General features: G+C 61.6%; 16 protein-coding genes. 6 read left to right on the top strand and 10 right to left on the bottom strand.

The features are described from left to right. Positions 1-68 precede the first annotated feature (68 nt). Positions 69-1,088: an NAD-dependent epimerase gene (locus J2T60_RS09240; protein WP_366518303.1), complete on the top strand. Its 1,020-nt coding sequence runs from the start codon at positions 69-71 to the stop codon at positions 1,086-1,088. A gap of 3 nt (positions 1,089-1,091) precedes the next feature. After that, the gene (locus tag J2T60_RS09235) at positions 1,092-1,436 is read left to right on the top strand and encodes a Rieske (2Fe-2S) protein (protein WP_253448811.1); all 345 of its coding nucleotides are present in this window, start codon (positions 1,092-1,094) and stop codon (positions 1,434-1,436) included. 27 nt (positions 1,437-1,463) lie between these two features. Here the strand turns inward: J2T60_RS09235 and J2T60_RS09230 are convergent, their stop codons facing one another. Continuing rightward, the gene (locus tag J2T60_RS09230; RefSeq protein ID WP_253448808.1) at positions 1,464-1,778 is read right to left on the bottom strand and encodes a DUF6763 family protein; all 315 of its coding nucleotides are present in this window, start codon (positions 1,776-1,778) and stop codon (positions 1,464-1,466) included. A 250-nt stretch (positions 1,779-2,028) separates the two neighbouring features. Between J2T60_RS09230 and J2T60_RS09225 the strand changes: the two genes are divergently transcribed. After that, positions 2,029-2,445 carry a YybH family protein gene (locus J2T60_RS09225; RefSeq protein WP_253448805.1) on the top strand — a complete coding sequence of 139 codons (417 nt, stop codon included), beginning with the start codon at positions 2,029-2,031 and terminating at the stop codon, positions 2,443-2,445. Positions 2,446-2,576: 131 nt separating this feature from the next. After that, a complete protein-coding gene (locus tag J2T60_RS09220; protein ID WP_253448802.1) occupies positions 2,577-3,158 on the top strand; it encodes a carboxymuconolactone decarboxylase family protein in 582 nt (193 codons plus the stop codon). Between the two features lie 210 nt (positions 3,159-3,368). On the opposite strand, the gene J2T60_RS09215 is transcribed toward J2T60_RS09220, so the two are convergent. Together J2T60_RS09215 and J2T60_RS09210 are read right to left on the bottom strand one after the other, a co-directional pair. Beyond that, positions 3,369-4,748 carry an AmpG family muropeptide MFS transporter gene (locus J2T60_RS09215; RefSeq protein WP_253448798.1) on the bottom strand — a complete coding sequence of 460 codons (1,380 nt, stop codon included), beginning with the start codon at positions 4,746-4,748 and terminating at the stop codon, positions 3,369-3,371. Positions 4,749-4,758: 10 nt separating this feature from the next. Beyond that, positions 4,759-5,547 (bottom strand): exodeoxyribonuclease III, encoded by a 789-nt coding sequence (locus tag J2T60_RS09210; protein WP_253448795.1) that lies wholly within the window; start codon positions 5,545-5,547, stop codon positions 4,759-4,761. 259 nt (positions 5,548-5,806) lie between these two features. Here J2T60_RS09210 and pyrE point away from each other — a divergent pair, with 259 nt between their 5' ends. Both pyrE and J2T60_RS09200 read left to right on the top strand, forming a co-directional pair. Then, entirely contained in the window at positions 5,807-6,451 is a 645-nt protein-coding gene (pyrE, locus tag J2T60_RS09205) for an orotate phosphoribosyltransferase (protein ID WP_253448793.1), read from the top strand. A gap of 87 nt (positions 6,452-6,538) precedes the next feature. Further along, entirely contained in the window at positions 6,539-7,156 is a 618-nt protein-coding gene (locus tag J2T60_RS09200; RefSeq protein ID WP_253448790.1) for a DUF4124 domain-containing protein, read from the top strand. A 297-nt stretch (positions 7,157-7,453) separates the two neighbouring features. Here J2T60_RS09200 and dut read toward each other — a convergent pair whose 3' ends face one another. From dut to J2T60_RS09165, 7 genes are all read right to left on the bottom strand, one after another. Then, entirely contained in the window at positions 7,454-7,909 is a 456-nt protein-coding gene (gene dut, locus J2T60_RS09195) for a dUTP diphosphatase (RefSeq protein WP_253448787.1), read from the bottom strand. A gap of 282 nt (positions 7,910-8,191) precedes the next feature. Next, on the bottom strand, positions 8,192-9,403 hold the full coding sequence (gene coaBC, locus J2T60_RS09190; protein ID WP_253448784.1) for a bifunctional phosphopantothenoylcysteine decarboxylase/phosphopantothenate--cysteine ligase CoaBC: 1,212 nt from the start codon (positions 9,401-9,403) through the stop codon (positions 8,192-8,194). A gap of 161 nt (positions 9,404-9,564) precedes the next feature. After that, positions 9,565-11,511, bottom strand: a complete 1,947-nt coding sequence (locus J2T60_RS09185) for a M48 family metallopeptidase (RefSeq protein WP_253448781.1) — start codon at positions 11,509-11,511, stop codon at positions 9,565-9,567. Positions 11,512-11,685: 174 nt separating this feature from the next. Then, positions 11,686-12,270: a LemA family protein gene (locus tag J2T60_RS09180; RefSeq protein WP_253448778.1), complete on the bottom strand. Its 585-nt coding sequence runs from the start codon at positions 12,268-12,270 to the stop codon at positions 11,686-11,688. A 232-nt stretch (positions 12,271-12,502) separates the two neighbouring features. Further along, a complete protein-coding gene (locus J2T60_RS09175) occupies positions 12,503-13,696 on the bottom strand; it encodes an efflux RND transporter periplasmic adaptor subunit (RefSeq protein ID WP_253448775.1) in 1,194 nt (397 codons plus the stop codon). A gap of 5 nt (positions 13,697-13,701) precedes the next feature. Continuing rightward, positions 13,702-16,065, bottom strand: a complete 2,364-nt coding sequence (locus J2T60_RS09170; RefSeq protein ID WP_253448772.1) for an ABC transporter permease — start codon at positions 16,063-16,065, stop codon at positions 13,702-13,704. Continuing rightward, positions 16,062-16,790, bottom strand: coding sequence for an ABC transporter ATP-binding protein (locus J2T60_RS09165; protein ID WP_253448769.1), 729 nt, complete (start codon positions 16,788-16,790; stop codon positions 16,062-16,064). Before J2T60_RS09165 ends, J2T60_RS09170 begins: the two co-directional genes overlap by 4 nt. Positions 16,791-16,857: the final 67 nt, after the last annotated feature.

Genomic DNA, 16,857 nt, shown 5'->3' with positions numbered 1-16,857 from the left:
ACGCCGCTCCCACAGGGGTGGTGGTGGGGCTGGTAGAATCTGGCTAGGCTGATTTGAGGTTATTGATTGTGAAACGGGTTTTGGTGACCGGTGCGGCCGGCTTTATTGGTTTTCATTTTGTTCGTGGTCTGGCCGGGCAGGATTGTGAGGTCGTGGGCGTGGATAACGTCAACGACTACTACGACGTGTCGCTCAAGCGGGGGCGTCTGTCCGAGCTTTCCGGGCAGGCCAATTTCGAATTCCGGGAACTGGATGTGGCCGACCGGGAGGCCATGGCCGATTTGTTTGCCGAGTCACCGGGCTTTGACGTGGTGGTGCATCTGGCGGCCCAGGCGGGGGTGCGTTTTTCCCTGGCACATCCGGAACGCTATATCGACAGCAACCTGGTGGGCTTCGGTAACATTCTGGATGGTTGTCGCCGGGGTGGGGTGGGAAATTTGATCTTTGCCTCCAGCAGCTCGGTGTACGGGGCCAATACCCGCATGCCCTTCTCCGAGAACGATACCGTGGATCATGCCATCAGCCTCTATGCGGCCACCAAGAAGGCCAATGAAGCCATGGCCCATAGTTATGCCTCCCTGTACGGTCTGCCCTGTACGGGGCTGCGCTTTTTTACCGTTTACGGTCCCTGGGGCCGGCCGGACATGGCCTATTTCAAGTTCACCCGGGCCATTGATAACGGGGAGCCCATCTCCCTTTACAACCATGGCGACATGTACCGGGATTTCACTTATGTGGATGATGTGGTCACGGCCATGATCCGTTTGATGGATATTCCCGCGACGCCGGATCCGGACTGGTCCGGTGCCCATCCCAGTCCGGCCACCAGCTATGCACCTTATCGCCTGTTCAATATCGGCAATCACAAGCCCGAGCCGCTGGGCCATCTGATCGAGCTGATTGAGCAGCATCTGGGTAAAGAGGCCGAGAAGCACTATCTGCCCATGCAGGCGGGGGATGTGCCGGCCACCTATGCCGATGTGGAACCGTTGCAGCGCCTGGTGGGCTTTACACCCAAGACCAGTCTGGCGGAGGGTATGGAGCGGTTTTTGTCATGGTATTGTGACTATTATTCGAGCGGGAGGTAAGGAATGGCCGAGCAGGAAATCACCGTTTGCCGTTTGGACGAGCTGGATGATCCAGGCGCCCGGGAGTTTGAATTTGATACCGGGGATGGCCGGGATTACGGTTTCGTGGTGCGCCGGGATGGTGAGGTTCATGCTTATGTAAACAGTTGTCCGCATACCGGTTCGGCCCTGAACTGGGCGCCGGATCGTTTTCTCACCAAGGCGGGGGACCAGATCATGTGCGGGGTGCATGGGGCCATTTTCCGGATTGAGGATGGTCATTGCCTGGCCGGCCCCTGCGAGGGACGGGATTTGAATGACCTGGATTGCCGGGTGGTTGAGGGGGAAGTGCGGGTTCGGGTGGCTTGATCGCGGATAAATCCGCTCCTACGGGCACTAGAAACGGTAATCGGAATCCAGCTGGTCCAGGGGGTTGAGGTATTCCTCCCGGCCGGCGTCATCCAGGTCCACGCCGTAATCTTCCCGCTCCAGGTCCATGGAACCGGACCAGTCTTCAGGGGGCTCCACCTGGGCCATGGCCACCTCGTCCCAGACATCGATATCCACTTCCTCAATGGTGCCGTCAAAGTGCTGGATCTCGATGGTGCCGTCCTGCTCGTCAATGGCCACCACCTCGAAGAGTCCGCCGCTGAAATCCTTGTACCATTCGCCGATCACGGCGGGTATATCGGACTGTTCCCGTGCAAACATGCTCATCACTCCCCGGGACCCTGGGCCCCTGATCAGACAGGCGCTGTTCATCAAGGTATAGGTTCCAGCCCCGCCCTCTGCAAGGCCGTTTTGGCTGCCGTTCGTCTGATGGCCTTTGGATTGTTTTCAGTTCCCCTTGCAAGCCCCTGAATGTGGAAGCATTCAGCATTCCCAATGCAAGATAAGCCTTGTTGTTTGCAGTTATGGCGCCTAGGCTTAGTTTATAACGATTGATTTGGAAAAGACGATTATGTCCACTGTTTTTGATTCGCCGGAATCCGCCGAGCTGGCTTTTTACGAGGCTGTGGAGCGGGCGGATCTGACGGCCATGAAATCGGTTTGGGCGGGTACCCGCAATGCGGTCTGCATTCATCCCGGCTCCCAGCCCATCAAGGGGGAAAAATCGATTCTGCAAAGCTGGGAGTCGATCTTTGCGGGCGGGCCGGAAATGCATTTTCGGGTGCAGATTCTGGAGAAGACCCTGACAGAGGATCTGGCTATTCATCTGGTGGCTGAATACATCCGACTCAGTGGCGAGGCCGAGGAGCGGGCGCCGGTGTACGCCACCAATATCTATCGTCGTTGCCAGGGAGGCTGGCGCATGGTGCTGCACCATGCTTCTCCTACCCCGGAACGGCGCCAGCATACCCGCCAGCCCATCCACTGAGTTAACCCCCCATACGGGGGATGGTCCTTTTTGCCTGACCGCCCGATGATGAATTGGGAATATTCGGGGACGACCGTGGTCAGAAAGGGGAACAATGTTTGGCCTTTTCCATCGATAAACGAGATCGACCCGTGAGCGACGGTCTGGAAATGTGGATTGAATCGCCGTCACCCCATGAACTGGATCTCCGAACTCAGCGTATCTACGCTGAGTTGGCGGATGCCCAGGGAAGGGTGGATGGTGTGATGCGGGTTCATGCCCTGCGTCCGCATACGCTGGACGCCCATCTCAAGCTGTATCGCAGTGTGTTGCATCACCCGGCCAATGAGGTGCCCCGCTGGCTGCTGGAGGCCATCGGCGTGTTGGTCAGTCGCCTGAATGGCTGTGAATACTGCGCCATCCACCACGGCCAGTCCCTGGCGGCCGTGCTTGGGGATGAGGAACGGGCCCGGTATCTTTTGCGCTGGGTGGAGCTGCCGGAAGACATGCCGGAAGATGTATTCACCGACAAGGAATGCCTGGCCCTGGCCTATGCCGGGCATTTGACCGTGGCCCCCACCCAGATCCACGAAGATCAAATCGCCGAGTTGCGCGGTGCCGGTTGGACCGATGGCGAGATTCTCGAGATCAACCAGGCAGCGGCTTACTTCAGTTATGTAAACCGCTCGGTGATGGGCCTGGGCGTGAAGCTGGAGCCCTGGCGCCAGGAGTAAGGCGCCGATTCATCCGCCCCCCATCGCGAATAAATTCGCTCCTACGGGGTGGTGGGTTGCCGTAGGAGCGGATTCATCCGCGATCACCCCGGCATAATTACCCCACTAAATCCCTTCGTGCCCTTCGTGTTCGATTTTGAATGTCGCGGCCCACCATAGCGAGCTACGATGGGCTCGGAGATCAATCGCGGATGAATCCGCTCCTACGGATTACCCTTCCATCCCCGGCCGGTTAATGCGATCCGGGTTGGCGTACCAGGCCAGCACCAGGGCCAGCGCAATGGCGGGAATCCCCGTGCCGGCGGTGATGATGAAAAACCATACCCAGTCCACCGCATCGGCCAGCATGCCGGTAAAGCCGGCGGCGAACTGGCCCGGCAGGGTCATGATGGAAGAGAACAGAGCATATTGGGTGGCGGTATAGGCGCTGTTGGTGAGACTGGATAGATAGGCGATGAAGACCCCAACGGCCAGGCCGCCGGTAATATTGTCGCCGATGATGGCCAGGATCAGGCCATAGGTCTCCGGGCCGATGATGGCCACCCAGGCAAAGATCAGATTGGTTGCCGGAGCCATCAGGGCCCCGAAGATCAGCATGCGGGTGACCCCGAAGCGGGCCACCAGAATCCCCGCCATGAAGGCGCCGGCCAGGGTCATGGCCAGGCCGAAGGCGCCTGTGATATTGCCGATCTGGGTCTGGGTGAAGCCCACGTCCAGATAAAAGGGCTGGGCCATGACCCCCATGAAGATATCGCTCACCCGGAAGGTGGCGATGAACAGCAGGATCAGAATCGCCAGGCCGCCGAAGCGCTTCATGAAATCGGCAAAGGGGCAGATCACCGCGCCGATGAACCAGGCGGTGAGATCCCGGCGGATGCCGTTGTGGTCGGTGCGGTCCAGATAATCGATCACCCGCTGCTCCAGGGCAGCGGTCATGCGGTCCATGCGGGCTTCGGGCTCGCGGATTATCAGGGTGGTGATCATGCCGACGGTCATGAGCAGGGCCATGGCGCCATAGGCCAGGGTCCAGTTGGCGAAGGCCACGATATTCAGCGCCCCGGTCAGTGCGGTGACCATGGCCACCCGGTAACCGGCCACATAGGTGGCGGCCATGGCGCTTTGCCGTTCCCGGCCCACCGCCTCTACCCGGTAGGCATCGATGGCGATGTCCTGGGTGGCCGAGCCGAAGGCGGTGATCACCGCCAGTCCGGCCACGATCATCAGGTTATCCGCCGGGTTGATCAGGGCCATGCCCAACAGCCCCAGGGCAATCAGCACCTGGGCGGATAGCATCCAGGATCGCCGCCGTCCCAGCAGCCGGCCCAGGATGGGCAGTTCCAGGCGATCCACCACCGGGGCCCAGAGGAACTTGATGGAATAGGCCATGGACGCCCAGCTGAGAAAGCCGATGGCCGCCCGTTCCACGCCCAGATCCGCCAGCCAGTTGGTGAAGGTGGCCCCCACCAGCATGAAGGGCAGGCCGGCGGCGAAGCCCAGAAAGGCCATGCCCACCACCCGGGCGTGCAGATAGACCTTCAGCGCCTGGAAGAGATTGGGGGCGGGGCGGGCCCCGGTATCGGCATCGCTCATGGATCGGGCCTTAGAGGTGGCGAATGGCTGGATCGTACGCCAGAATCAGCGGTGCGTGGTCGGAGAAGTTCTCGTCAGTGTAGATCTCGGCCCCCTGGATTCGTTCGGCGATGGGGGGCGTGACCACATGGTAGTCGATCCGCCAGCCCACGTTCTTCTCCCGGGCCCGGCCGCGTTGGGACCACCAGGTGTATTGCTCGTCTTCCTGGTTTACTTGCCGGAAGCCGTCCATCCAGCCGGCGGGGCCGAACAGCTCATCCAGCCAGGCCCGTTCCTCGGGCAAAAAGCCGGAGTTCTTGAGGTTGCCCTTCCAGTTCTTGATGTCTTTTTTGGTGTGGGCGATGTTCCAGTCACCGCAGATAATGTATTCCCGCTTGCGCTTGCGGAATTTCTTGAGCAGCGGCATGAAGCGGTCCATGAAATCGAACTTGATCTGCTGGCGTTCCTCCTTGGCCGAGCCCGACTGCATGTAGAGCGAGATCACCGAGAGCTTGCCGAAGCGGGCTTCGATATAGCGGCCTTCCGCATCGATGTCTTCAAAGCCATCGCCCAGGCCGATATAGACCTTGTCGGGTTTTTCCTTGCTGTAGATGGCCACGCCCGAGTAGCCCTTTTTCTCGGCCTCATGGAAATGGACGTGGTAGCCCGGCGGGTGGAAGGGTTCGCCGTCCAGCTGCCAGGCCTGGGCCTTGAGTTCCTGCACGCAGACGATGTCCGGCTGGGTCTTGTTCATCCAGTCAAAAAAGCCCTTGCGGGCGGCGGCGCGGATGCCGTTGGCGTTGAAGCTGACGATTTTCATGGGGGTTTGATTAGCCGGTTCAGTTGCCAAATGCAGGCATGATACCAGCCCCACCCCGCCCGCCGTAGGAGCGAATTCATTCGCGATGGGTTTGCGGTGGGTGTAGCGGGCTCTGGTTTGAATCGCGGATAAATCCGCTCCTACGGGAGGGGGTGTAGGAGCGGATTTATCCGCGATCAGGTCGTTGCGCCGAAATTCCCGGGGCCTGATAAAATGCCCGAAAACTAAATCCACCCGACAACCCAGAACAGACTTCTCCATGTCCAACTACAAATCCGATTTCCTGCAATTTGCCCATGACCGGGATGTGCTGCGCTTTGGCGAGTTCACCCTGAAATCCGGGCGGGTGAGCCCCTATTTCTTCAATGCCGGCCTGTTCAACACGGGCTCGGCCCTGCACCAGCTGGGCCGTTTCTACGCCCGCGCAGTGGTGGAAGCCGGTATCGACTTCGACATGATCTTCGGCCCGGCTTACAAGGGTATCCCCCTGGCCACGGTCACCGCCGCCGCCCTGGCCGCCGAGCACGACCGGGATGTGCCCTATTGCTTTAACCGCAAGGAAGCCAAGGACCACGGCGAAGGCGGCAATCTGGTGGGTGCACCACTGCAAGGCCGGGTCCTGATCGTGGATGACGTGATCACCGCCGGCACCGCCATTCGCGAATCGGTGGATATCATCCGCGAGGCGGGGGCCGCGCCGGTGGGGGTGGTGATCGCCCTGGACCGGCAGGAGACCGGCCCGGACGGCAGCTCCGCCATCCAGCAGGCCGAGCAGGCCTATGGCTTGAAGGTGGCCTCCATTGTGACCCTTCAGGACCTGCTGGACTGGCTGCCGGAGACCGGCGAGTGGGCCGTTCATCGTGAATCGATTCGTGCCTATCGGGAACAGTACGGTGTCCGCTGAGTTCTGGTCCCACAGAGTGCTAGAATTCGGGGTATATGGCTTCTTTTGAGCTTCCCATAAGCTCGCGTCCATGGAGGTGAATCAACCATGAGACAGTTTTCGGTGATTATCGCGGTGGCCGCCCTGGTGGCTGCCCTGCCGTTGTCGGCATCCGGTCAGGCCTACAGCTGGACGGATGAAGACGGCAATGTGCATTACGGGGATTCCATTCCCCCCGAATACCGGGACCAGGAGCAGCGCACCTTGCGGGACGGGCTTGAGATTGAACGCACCGACCGGGCCTTGACCGAGGAAGAGCGCGAAGAGCTTCGTCATCAGGAAGAACTGGCAGCCGAAGCCGATCGGGTCGCCCAGCTCCAGGCTGAACGGGATCGCCGTCTGCTGAGCCTGTATGCCTCGGTGGGTGAGATTGAGCGGGTGCGGGATGACCGGGTGGACGGCCTGCGCTCACAGGTCCGTCTGACGGCCTCCAATCTGGAGAGCCTGGAGGATGATCTGGAATCGGTGGAAAGTCGCCTGGACAACTACGAAGGCCGCGATGAGGACCCGCCGGAATATCTGGAAGAGCGTTACGAGAACCTGGCCAACCAGATTGTTGATCGCCAGCAGCAGCTGATGGATCTGGAAGAGCAGCTGCAGCAGGTTCGTGATCGTTTCGAAAATGACATTGAGCGGTTTACCGAGCTGCAGGCGGAAGGGCGCTAGGGCCTCGCGTTAGGGCCTTGCTTATGGGCTGTGGGAGGCCCTTTCCAGGGTCGACGGTTAAGAATGTCTCTCCCACAGAAGGGTGGGGTGTAGGAGCGGATTCCTCCGCGATTGGTCCGCGACAAAACCCAACCCCACCCCTTCTGCCTTTCTTCGTGTCCTTCGTGTTCGATTTTGAATGCTGCGGTCAGCCCTAGCGAGCTGCTGCGGCCCCCGGAGATCAATCGCGGATGAATCCGCTCCTACGGCGATGGAGGTCTTACCGTAGGAGCGGATTCATCCGCGATTCGGGGGTGATTACCGCCGCCCGGAATGCCCGAAACCACCGCCGCCCCGCCGGCTTTTCTGGAAATCCTCCACCACATCGAACTCGGCCTGCACCACCGGCACGAAGACCAGCTGGGCCATGCGATCCCCCGGCTCGATGGTGAATTCGGCCTGCCCCCGGTTCCAGACCGAGACGAAGACCTGGCCCTGGTAATCGGAATCGATCAGGCCGGTGAGATTGCCCAGCACGATGCCGTGCTTGTGACCCAGACCCGAGCGGGGCAGCAGCACCGCCGCCAGGCTGGGGTCGCCGATATGGATGGCGAAGCCGCTGGGGATCAGTTCGGTCTGGCCGGGTTTCAGCGTCAGGGCCTGGTCCAGGCAGGCCCGAACATCCATCCCCGCCGAGCCGTCGGTGGCGTAGTGAGGCAGTTCGAATTCCTGGCCCAGGCGCTCGTCGAGGATCTTGAGCTGAATCTTTTGCATGGAATCTCCAATTTGGTTTTGTTGATCGCGGATAAATCCGCTCCTACGGATGAGAGGGCCGTAGGAGCGGATTTATCCGCGATTGGCTCTCGGTGTGTATAGAGGGTTTGTTTGTTGGAACACGGAGATCACGGAGAACCACGGAGGACACGGAGCTGATAGGGGGGGAACCCATCGCGAATAAATTCGCTCCTACGGGGATGGCTGGGTGCGACGGCCTCACCTAACTCCCTTCGTGCCCTTCTGCCTTTCTTCGTGTCCTTCGTGTTCTGCTTTTCAAACCTAGGAAGATGCCTCGCCGTCTAATCGCGCCGCGATCTCCGCAATCAGCTTGCCCGCCAGCGCCCGCTTGCTGCCGGCGCCCAGGGCCTGGCTGCCCTGTTGATCCAGTAGCAGCAGTTCATTTTCTTCCCGGTCAAAGCCCCGATCCCGGCCCACCAGGTTGGCGGCGATCAGATCCAGCTTCTTGCGCTCGAGTTTCTTGCGGGCGTGTTTTTCCAGGTCCCGGGTTTCGGCGGCAAAGCCCACGCTGAAGGGGCGCTTGTCGGTCATGGCCGCCACTTCAGCGAGGATGTCGGGATTACGCTCCAGGGGGATTTCATGCAGCTCGCCGTCGGTGTCTTTTTTGAGCTTGTGCTCGGCGATGCGCGGTACTCGATAATCGGCGACGGCCGCAGCGGCGATGAAGACATCGGCGGAGGCGGCCCGGTCGGTCACCGCCTGGCGCATTTCTTCGGCGGTTTCCACATCCACCCGTTCCACCCCGGCCGGGGTGGGCAGATGCACCGGCCCGGTGACCAACTTCACTTGGGCCCCGGCGCGGGCGGCGGCTTCAGCCACGGCAAAACCCATGCGCCCGGAGCTGCGGTTGCTGAGATAACGCACCGGGTCCACTGCTTCCCGGGTGGGCCCGGCGGTGATCAGCACGGTCTTGCCGGACAGGGGGCCTTCACCGGATCCGTCCAATTGCCTAGCAATCTCCTCCGGTTCCACCAGACGCCCGGGCCCGGACTCGTTCTCGGCCATGGGCCCGTCCGCCGGGCCGATGAAGGCCGCGCCCCGGGATTCCAGGGTGGCGAGATTGGTGCGGGTGGCTGGATGGGCCCACATCACCGGGTTCATGGCCGGGCAGAAGGTGATGGGTGCTTCCGAGGCCAGACACAGCGTGCTCAGAAGATCATCGGCCAGGCCATGGGCCAAGCGGGCCATGAAATCGGCCGTGGCCGGCGCAATGACGATGCGGTCCGCCCAGCGAGCCAGTTCGATATGGCCCATGGCCATCTCGGCTTCCCGGTCCCAGAGATGGGTCCGCACCGGGCGGTGGCTGACCGCCTGGAAGGTCATGGGGGTGACAAAGGCCTCCGCGCCGGCGGTCATGACCACTTGCACGGTGGCGCCGCGTTCCCGTAGCCGCCGCACCAGGTCCGGCGCCTTGTAGGCGGCAATGCCACCGGTGACGCCCAGGAGGATGTTTTTGCCGTTTAAATCGCCCATTGCGTTCTCGGTTTGGCGTTTGGAGGGTGAATTGTAGCGGTGAGGTCAGGGAATTGCGATTGCACAAGGGCCGATGACCCACCCCGTAGGAGCGAATTCATTCGCGATGGGGCTGCGGCGGAGGTAGAGGGCTCTGGTTTGGATCGCGGATTGATTCGCGATCAGCTCCCCGAATCCTGCTCCATCAGCGGCAGGGGCACGTGCAGGCAGGCGCAGATGGCGCGCATCAGCTCGGCCTCGGCGGCCACGGTTTCGCCGGCATGCTGGATTACGGTCACCATGGCGCGGACCAGGCGGCCCTTGTCCTTCATGCGCAGTCGGTCCAGGGTCATGAGTGCCTGATCCATCCGTTCATGCCAGTTGTCCCGCAGGCTGTGAGTTTCGCTCACCGTCAGACCCAGTTCCTTCATGCCCGCTTCCAGGGCCGCCACGGCGGCCTCATCGTCCTCATGACCGTGGTGGGCCAGAATGCGTAACAGGTCATTGACCGGGCCGGCATGGTTTTTCAGTTGCTTGTTGCCGCCCGGGCGGGAGCGGTCCGGGCGCTGGGCATCCTTGAGCTGTACCCGCAGCAGACGGGCCAGGGCATATTCAAAGGCACTGACCTCACCGTCGGCCGCCACCAGTTTGTCCACCAGCGTCAGCAGGGCATCCAGCTCGGCCGGCGGGCGATGGCGGATCTGGGGATAGGCCATCTCCATCAGCGGCAGGCGCTGCTCGGCCTGCAGATTCTGGCCGGCTTCCAATAGGGTGCGGACCTGGCGTTCGCTGTCGGCGCCGAGATGTTCAGCGATACTGTCCAGCTGCCGGTTGCGAACGTCGGCATCCGAGGAAATCAGCAGGGCACAAATGATCTCCCGGGCCCAGTCCCGGGAGTGGGCCGCCTGTTCCAGGGGCCGGGGAATGGCCTCGGCCAGCAGGGCCGCGGCCAGGATCTGGCCCAGGCCGGGCTGGCCGATCTGTTCGATGAGGTTATCCGGCTCCATCATGCGGTTGATCTTGCCGGGCGGACGGCGTCCTTCCTGTTTTTCCTTGGCCTTGGTGGCTTCTTCTTCCTTCGCCGCCTGCTCGGCCTGTTTCTGGGACTGGATCTCGGCATGGACCTTTTTCAGATCCTCGGCCTTGAAGCTGGGGTCCACCGCTTTGATGCGATCCATGAGGGGCGGATGGGTGGCCATCATGCGGCTGGCAAAACCGCTGGCGAAGAGCATATGGCCCACTTCCTCGGTGTCGGCGTCCAGCTTGGCACCGGCCTGGGAAGCGGCAATCTTTTTCAGCGCCCCGCCGATGCCCTCGGGTTGGCGGGTGAACTGCACGGCGGAGGCATCGGCCAGGTATTCCCGTTGCCGGGAGACCGCCGACTTGATCCAGCGCCCGAAGAACACGCCGATGTAGCCGATCAGCATGATGGCCAGGCCCGCAAAGACAATCCCGCCCGCGTTGCGGTTGCCGCCACCGCGGCTGGAATACATCAGGATGCGGCCCACGATGGTGAGTGCCAGGATGCCAAAGAGAATGCCCATCAGACGGATGTTGAGGCGCATATCCCCATTGAGGATGTGGGCGAATTCATGGGCCACCACACCTTGGAGCTCCTCCCGGTTGAGCGTCTCCAGGGTGCCCCGGGTCACGGCAATGGCCGCATCTGAGGTGGAGTAGCCGGCGGCAAAGGCATTGATGCCCCTTTCCTCTTCCAGAATGAAGATGTCCGGCACCGGTACCCCGGAGGCAATGGCCACTTCTTCCACCACATTGCGCAGGCGGCGTTTCAGGGGGTCATTGGTGTCCGGGTCCACCGGCGTGCCGCCGAGCTGGCGGGCCACCACACTGCCGCCGGAACGCAGTTTCACCGTTCGGAACAGACTGGCCAGGCCAATCAGGCCGCCGGTGAGGAAGGAAATCAGCAGAATCACATCCAGGTGGGCCAGCAAGAATTCCTGGGACAGGATATTGGGCTGTTCCACCATGGTCTCGGTATCGGAATAGGTAAACAGCCCCAGCACCAGCAGATTGATGGCTACGATGATGGCCAGTACTGCCAGGGTAAACAGCACCACCAGCTTGCGGGTCTGGTTGCGGGCCTTGTCCTGGTGTTCGAAAAAATTCATGGTTGCGCCTTTGTCGAGCTGCAAGCTACAAGCTTCAAGCCGGTTTAAGGCAGCCTTAACTGCCTTGGGCCTTCGGATGATTCACGGGCTGCTATGGCCAACGCGCTACCAGCTTGCCATTGCTTTTGGCTTGTAGCTTGGAGCTTGTGGCTTGAAGCTGGCAGCGCCAGCTGCCTAAAAATTGACTTTCACCGCTTCCCGCTTGGCCGGGTCTTCGATGTCCAGCATCTCGGCGTATTTGAAGTTGAACATGCCGGCGACCATGTTGTTGGGGAAGGCCTCGCGCTTGTTGTTGTACTGCATGACCGCGTCATTGAAGTGCTGACGGGCATAGGCCACTCGGTTTTCGGTGCTCACCAGCTCTTCGGAGAGCTGCTTCATGTTCTCGTTGGCCTTGAGATCGGGATAGTTCTCGGACACGGCAAACAAGCGGCCCAGGGCACCGGACAGTCCCTGCTCGGCCTGGCCCAGGCCCTTCATGGCGCTGGGGTCGCTGGGGTCGGCCTTGGCCTTTTGCAGCATGTCGGAAGCCTGGTTACGGGCCTTGGTGACCCCTTCCAGGGTTTCCTGTTCATGCTTCATGTAACGCTTGGCGGTATCCACCAGGTTGGGGATCAGATCGTAACGACGGGTGAGCTGCACGTCGATCTGGGCAAAGGCGTTCTTGTAGCGGTTACGGGCAACGATGAGCGCGTTGTAGGTGATGATGGTGAACAACACCACCAGCACGATGATGCCGATTATGATCCAGGTTTCCACGTTTTTCCCCCTTGGGTGCCGTGATGAGATAACGGCGATAGTTTAGAAGGGGAAGGATACCTTAACAAGCGGGAATGACATCCCTTTCGGCTGCCATGCCGTAGGAGCGGATTCATCCGCGATTTCCCCCAGGGCAGCCATCGTGTCCGCCGCGGTCCAATCGCGAATAAATTCGCTCCTACGGTGCCTGGTCGCAACGCCGTAGGAGCGGATTCATCCGCGATCCCCAAGCTCAGTTCACCTGAACCCTTGAACCATCCTCAATCCGATCACTGGGATGGGTAATCAGAGTCTCCCCGGCTGACAGACCCTCGGTGACCTGAGTGCGCAGGCCGGAGCGCCGGCCGGTTTCCACCGCCCGCAGGCGGGCCCGGCCTTCTTCCACCACAAAGACATGCCATTGGTCCTGATGGCGGAACAGGGCACTGGTGGGGATGTGGGTGACATCATCGCCTTCCCAGAGAATGAAGCGGGCCTCGATGCGATAACCATCCCCCAGCTCGGCCCAGTCCTCCCGGGGGCTGTCGATGGTGACCATCACCGGCACCCGCTGCTCATCCACCCCCAGGGCGGAGACCCGCTTGAACCCGCCGGGTTCCACCCGCCGAACCGTCCCCTTCAGCGCATCGTCGCCCCCCCAGCGATCGATCTCCACCCGCATGCCGGCGCGAACTCGCACCGCATCCATGGACAGAAGATCCACCTGCACTTCCAGGGTATCCAGATCACCAATTTCCATGATGGTCTCACCGGCCTGGGTAGGGCCCTCACAGCAACGATGGCGGCGGGTAATGGTGCCGCTGATGGGAGATCGTACGGCCAGGGTGGGCTGGTCGGTGCGGGCCCGTTCGCCGTCGGCGATCTCCAGATTGGCGCGGGCCGCTTCTAGTTCGAAACGGGCCACTTCCACCGCATGGCGGGCGCTGCGCTCGGTGGAACGGGCCGCGTCTCTCTCGCTTTGGGCCTGCTCGGCCCGCTCGGCGGCGACCATATCCCGCTCATGCAGCTGGCGCAGGCGCTGGTATTCGGATTCGGCCTGGCGGTGGCGGGTTTGGCGGGATTCCAGCTCGGCCTCGGCCGATTCCAGTCGGGCCCGGGCGGCGGACACCGCTTCCCGGGCCTGTTCCCGGGCGCGGGGGTCCAGGGCCGGGGCCGGCAGGGCCTCCAGTTCAAACAGGGGGTCGCCTGCTTCCACCGTGTCGCCCGGTTCCAGCTCCACCCGTCTCAAATAGGCATTGATGGGGGAGGAAACATTGTAGGGGTCCCGCAGGCGGGTCTGGCCTTCGTCTTCCACCCAGGCCTGGAAATGGCCTTCTTCCACGCTGCTGGTGGAGACCGGCACGGGGCTCGGCATCAGGGCCAGGATCAGCAGGGCCAGCAAGGCAAGGCCCGTCAGTGCAAGAATGATTTTCTTCTGAGTACTCATGTCGTTCACTCAACGGTTTTCAGGGCAGAGACCATGTCCAGACGATACAGCCGCCGGGTGATCAACAGCAGCGACAGGATGGTCGCCACGATCACACCCAATGCGGAAAAGGCATAGGTCTGGACGGAAATAACAAAGGGAACGCGGAACATGTCCATGGCAAGGGCCTCGCTTAACGCAAAGGCGAAGCCGGTCCCCAACAGCCAGCCAATGGGGATGGCGATCAGGGTAATCAGGGCAATCTCGCCGATCAGAATCCAGGCGACCTCGGCACGGGTGAAACCCAGCACTCTAAGGGTGGCCAGTTCTCGTTCCCGTTCGGCGAAGGCAATGCGGGCATTGTTGTAGACCACGGCAAAGGCGATGGAGCCGGCCAGCAGCAGCAGAAAGGCCATGGTGACCAGCACCGTGTCGGCGATGTATTCACGGATGCGGGATTCGGCATCCCGGATCAGGCCGATGCCGGCGATTCGGGGTACATCCCAGAGGGCGTCGAACAGGGCATCGTTTTGCCCCTCATCGGTCATCAACCAGGCCCCGGAAATGGCCGGGCCTTCCCGCATCAGGCGGTTTAGCGCCCGGCGTTCCATATAGGCGCTCACCCCCAGGGGTTCGGAGACCACCCCGGCCAGTTCCACTTCCAGGGTTCGGCGATGGCCCTCCATGATTTCCACCGTGAGGCTATCGCCGGGTTGGACATGCAGATGATCGGCCAGGAAATCGGTAAGCAGCAGGCCCTCGGGGGGCAGGGTGATGGGGCGGTGCTGCTTGTCGATCAGGCCCAGCAGACGGGGTTCGGCATCCATGCCCTGAATACTGGTGCGGTAATCATGGCGGCCATTGACCAGGCGCACGGGGACATTGCGAAAGCCTTCGGCGAACTGTACGCCGGGGATGTGTCGTAGCTCTGCCAGTGAACGTTCCGGGGTGGGGTCGGTGAAATGCAGGATGACATCGGATTTCTGCACCAGGCGGTATTGGGTATCAAAGAGCTTGTCCACGGCGCCGAACTGGAAGCTGCCCACCAACATCAGGGAGGCCGACAGGCCAATGCCCAAAGCGGAGAGACTGGCCTTGAAGCGATAGCGGGCCAGATTACGCAGGATGATGCGGCTGCTTTGATCCAGCAGCTGGCCCAGGCGTGAGCGTTCAATCCAGCCCTGCTTGAAGGTCTCCGGGGCGGGGGGACGCATGGCCTCGGCCGGGGCGAGGGACACGGCCCGGTTCACCGCCCGCCACGTACCGACGGCCGCTGACCCCCCGGCCACGGCCACCGCCAGGACGATATAACGGGGATGCAGGCGGACTTCCAGTTCCGGGAAACGGAAGTATTCCAGATACACCTGGATCAGGTGGTCTGCCGCCCAGCCACCCAGCAGCACACCGGCCAGGGCCCCCACGGTCACCACGATGCCGGTTAACAGGCCATAGTGGATGGCCATGTCTTGATTGGAATAGCCAAAGGCCTTGAGTACCGCCACCGCCTGGCGCTGGGTACGGATGATACGGCCCATGAGCACACTCAGGAGAAAGGCCGAGACCCCCAGAAAGATGGTGGGCAGCATCACCGCCATGACCCGCAGCTGGTCGATCTCTTCTTCCAGGAAGCGATGGGACATTTGATCGTCCCGGTCATGGGCGCCGATACCCCCGTAAGGCGCCAGTATCTGATCCACCGCGTCGATCACGGGGGCGGCATCGGCCCCGGCCTGCAGGGTCAGGACCACGCTATTGAAGGCACCATCCAGATCAAAGGCATTGGCCACCGCCCGGCGGTTCATCCACAGCACGGCGAAGCGTTCATAGTCCGGCAGGATGTCAGCCGGGCCGATCTGGTAAACCCATTCCGGGGACAGGGCAATGCCGCTGACGGTGAGCTGTTCCAGTCGGCCATTGATGATGGCGTTGAGATGATCCCCGGCGCGCAGACCATGGGCTTCGGCAAAGGGTTCGCTGATGGCCACCTGATCAGAGCGGCCGAATTCGGGTAGATTGCCTTCACGCAGATATAAGGCATTGATGTCCGGCTGGCGGCCATCAGGGATGGAATGCAGCTGGCCACGGACCGGTTCCGCATAGCCCGGGACTTCCAGGCGAATACCGGCCCGAATGCGGGTCTCCACCCGATTGACCCCGGGAATATCCCGCAGCCGTTCACTGGTCCCTTCCGGGGCCCGGGTCAGCTCGGCGAAGACATCGGCGAAACGCTGTTCCTCATAGAAGCGTTCCTGGCTCAGCAGGATGGATTCCAGATTGCTCACCGCCAGGATCAGAGTCATCACCCCGGCGGCGATGACCACGGCAATGGCGGCTACCTGGCCCTTGAGCTGGCCCAGGTCCCGTAGCAGTTTGCGGTGAAGGGTTTTCACCAGTGCAGCTCCCGGGGTGCCTTGCGGTGTTCATTGATGTGCACATCAGAGACCCGACCATCACTGAGCTGAATCACCCGGTCGGCCATCTCGCCAATCACCTGGTTATGGGTGATCACTGCGGTGGTGGTGTTGAGTTCCCGATTGATGTGCTCGATGGCTTCCAGTACCCGGATGCCGGTCTTGGAATCCAGGGCGCCGGTGGGTTCGTCGCAGAGCAGGACGGCGGGGCGCTTGGCAATGGCGCGGGCGATGGCCACCCGCTGTTGTTCGCCGCCGGAGAGTTGGGAGGGGAAGTGATCCATCCGTCCTTCCAGGCCCACCAGTGCCAGGGCGTCCTCGGGGGCCATGGGGTTTTTGCTGATCTCGGTGACAATGGCCACATTCTCGCGGGCGGTGAGGCTGGAGATCAGGTTGTAGAACTGGAAGACGAAGCCCACATGGTCCCGGCGAAAACGGGTCAGGATCTTTTCCCCGGCCCGGACCAGGTTCTGTTCGCCGTAACGCACCTCGCCATCGGTGGCGCTGTCCAGGCCACCCAGGATATTGAGCAGGGTGGATTTGCCCGAGCCCGAGGCGCCCAGCATGACGGTGAGTTCTCCGGCATAAAGCTCCATGTCCACGCCTCGCAGGGCATGAATCTCCACCTCACCCATGCGATAGACCTTGGTCAGGCCCTTGGTGGCGAACACCACCTCCGCCTGTGGTTTTTCCACCGCGCTCATTTCCCCATCCCCCAGTTTTTTCCGGATAAAACCAATGTAGCACCTGCCGGAGGGAAGGTATTGATCT

This window comes from Natronospira proteinivora (genome assembly GCF_024170465.1).
In the GTDB taxonomy this organism is placed as follows: Bacteria; Pseudomonadota; Gammaproteobacteria; order Natronospirales; family Natronospiraceae; genus Natronospira; species Natronospira proteinivora.
This window is presented reverse-complemented; position numbering and strand designations above follow the sequence as displayed.

Bases quoted from the DNA above. Each gene is read 5' to 3' on its own strand.
- J2T60_RS09165 (WP_253448769.1), bottom strand. From the start codon at position 16,790: ATGAGCGCGGTGGAAAAACCACAGGCGGAGGTGGTGTTCGCCACCAAG.
- pyrE (WP_253448793.1), top strand. From the start codon at position 5,807: ATGTCCAACTACAAATCCGATTTCCTGCAATTTGCCCATGACCGGGAT.
- J2T60_RS09210 (WP_253448795.1), bottom strand. From the start codon at position 5,547: ATGAAAATCGTCAGCTTCAACGCCAACGGCATCCGCGCCGCCGCCCGC.
- J2T60_RS09175 (WP_253448775.1), bottom strand. From the start codon at position 13,696: ATGAGTACTCAGAAGAAAATCATTCTTGCACTGACGGGCCTTGCCTTG.
- J2T60_RS09235 (WP_253448811.1), top strand. From the start codon at position 1,092: ATGGCCGAGCAGGAAATCACCGTTTGCCGTTTGGACGAGCTGGATGAT.
- J2T60_RS09215 (WP_253448798.1), bottom strand. From the start codon at position 4,748: ATGAGCGATGCCGATACCGGGGCCCGCCCCGCCCCCAATCTCTTCCAG.
- J2T60_RS09225 (WP_253448805.1), top strand. From the start codon at position 2,029: ATGTCCACTGTTTTTGATTCGCCGGAATCCGCCGAGCTGGCTTTTTAC.
- J2T60_RS09200 (WP_253448790.1), top strand. From the start codon at position 6,539: ATGAGACAGTTTTCGGTGATTATCGCGGTGGCCGCCCTGGTGGCTGCC.
- dut (WP_253448787.1), bottom strand. From the start codon at position 7,909: ATGCAAAAGATTCAGCTCAAGATCCTCGACGAGCGCCTGGGCCAGGAA.
- J2T60_RS09230 (WP_253448808.1), bottom strand. From the start codon at position 1,778: ATGTTTGCACGGGAACAGTCCGATATACCCGCCGTGATCGGCGAATGG.
- coaBC (WP_253448784.1), bottom strand. From the start codon at position 9,403: ATGGGCGATTTAAACGGCAAAAACATCCTCCTGGGCGTCACCGGTGGC.
- J2T60_RS09185 (WP_253448781.1), bottom strand. From the start codon at position 11,511: ATGAATTTTTTCGAACACCAGGACAAGGCCCGCAACCAGACCCGCAAG.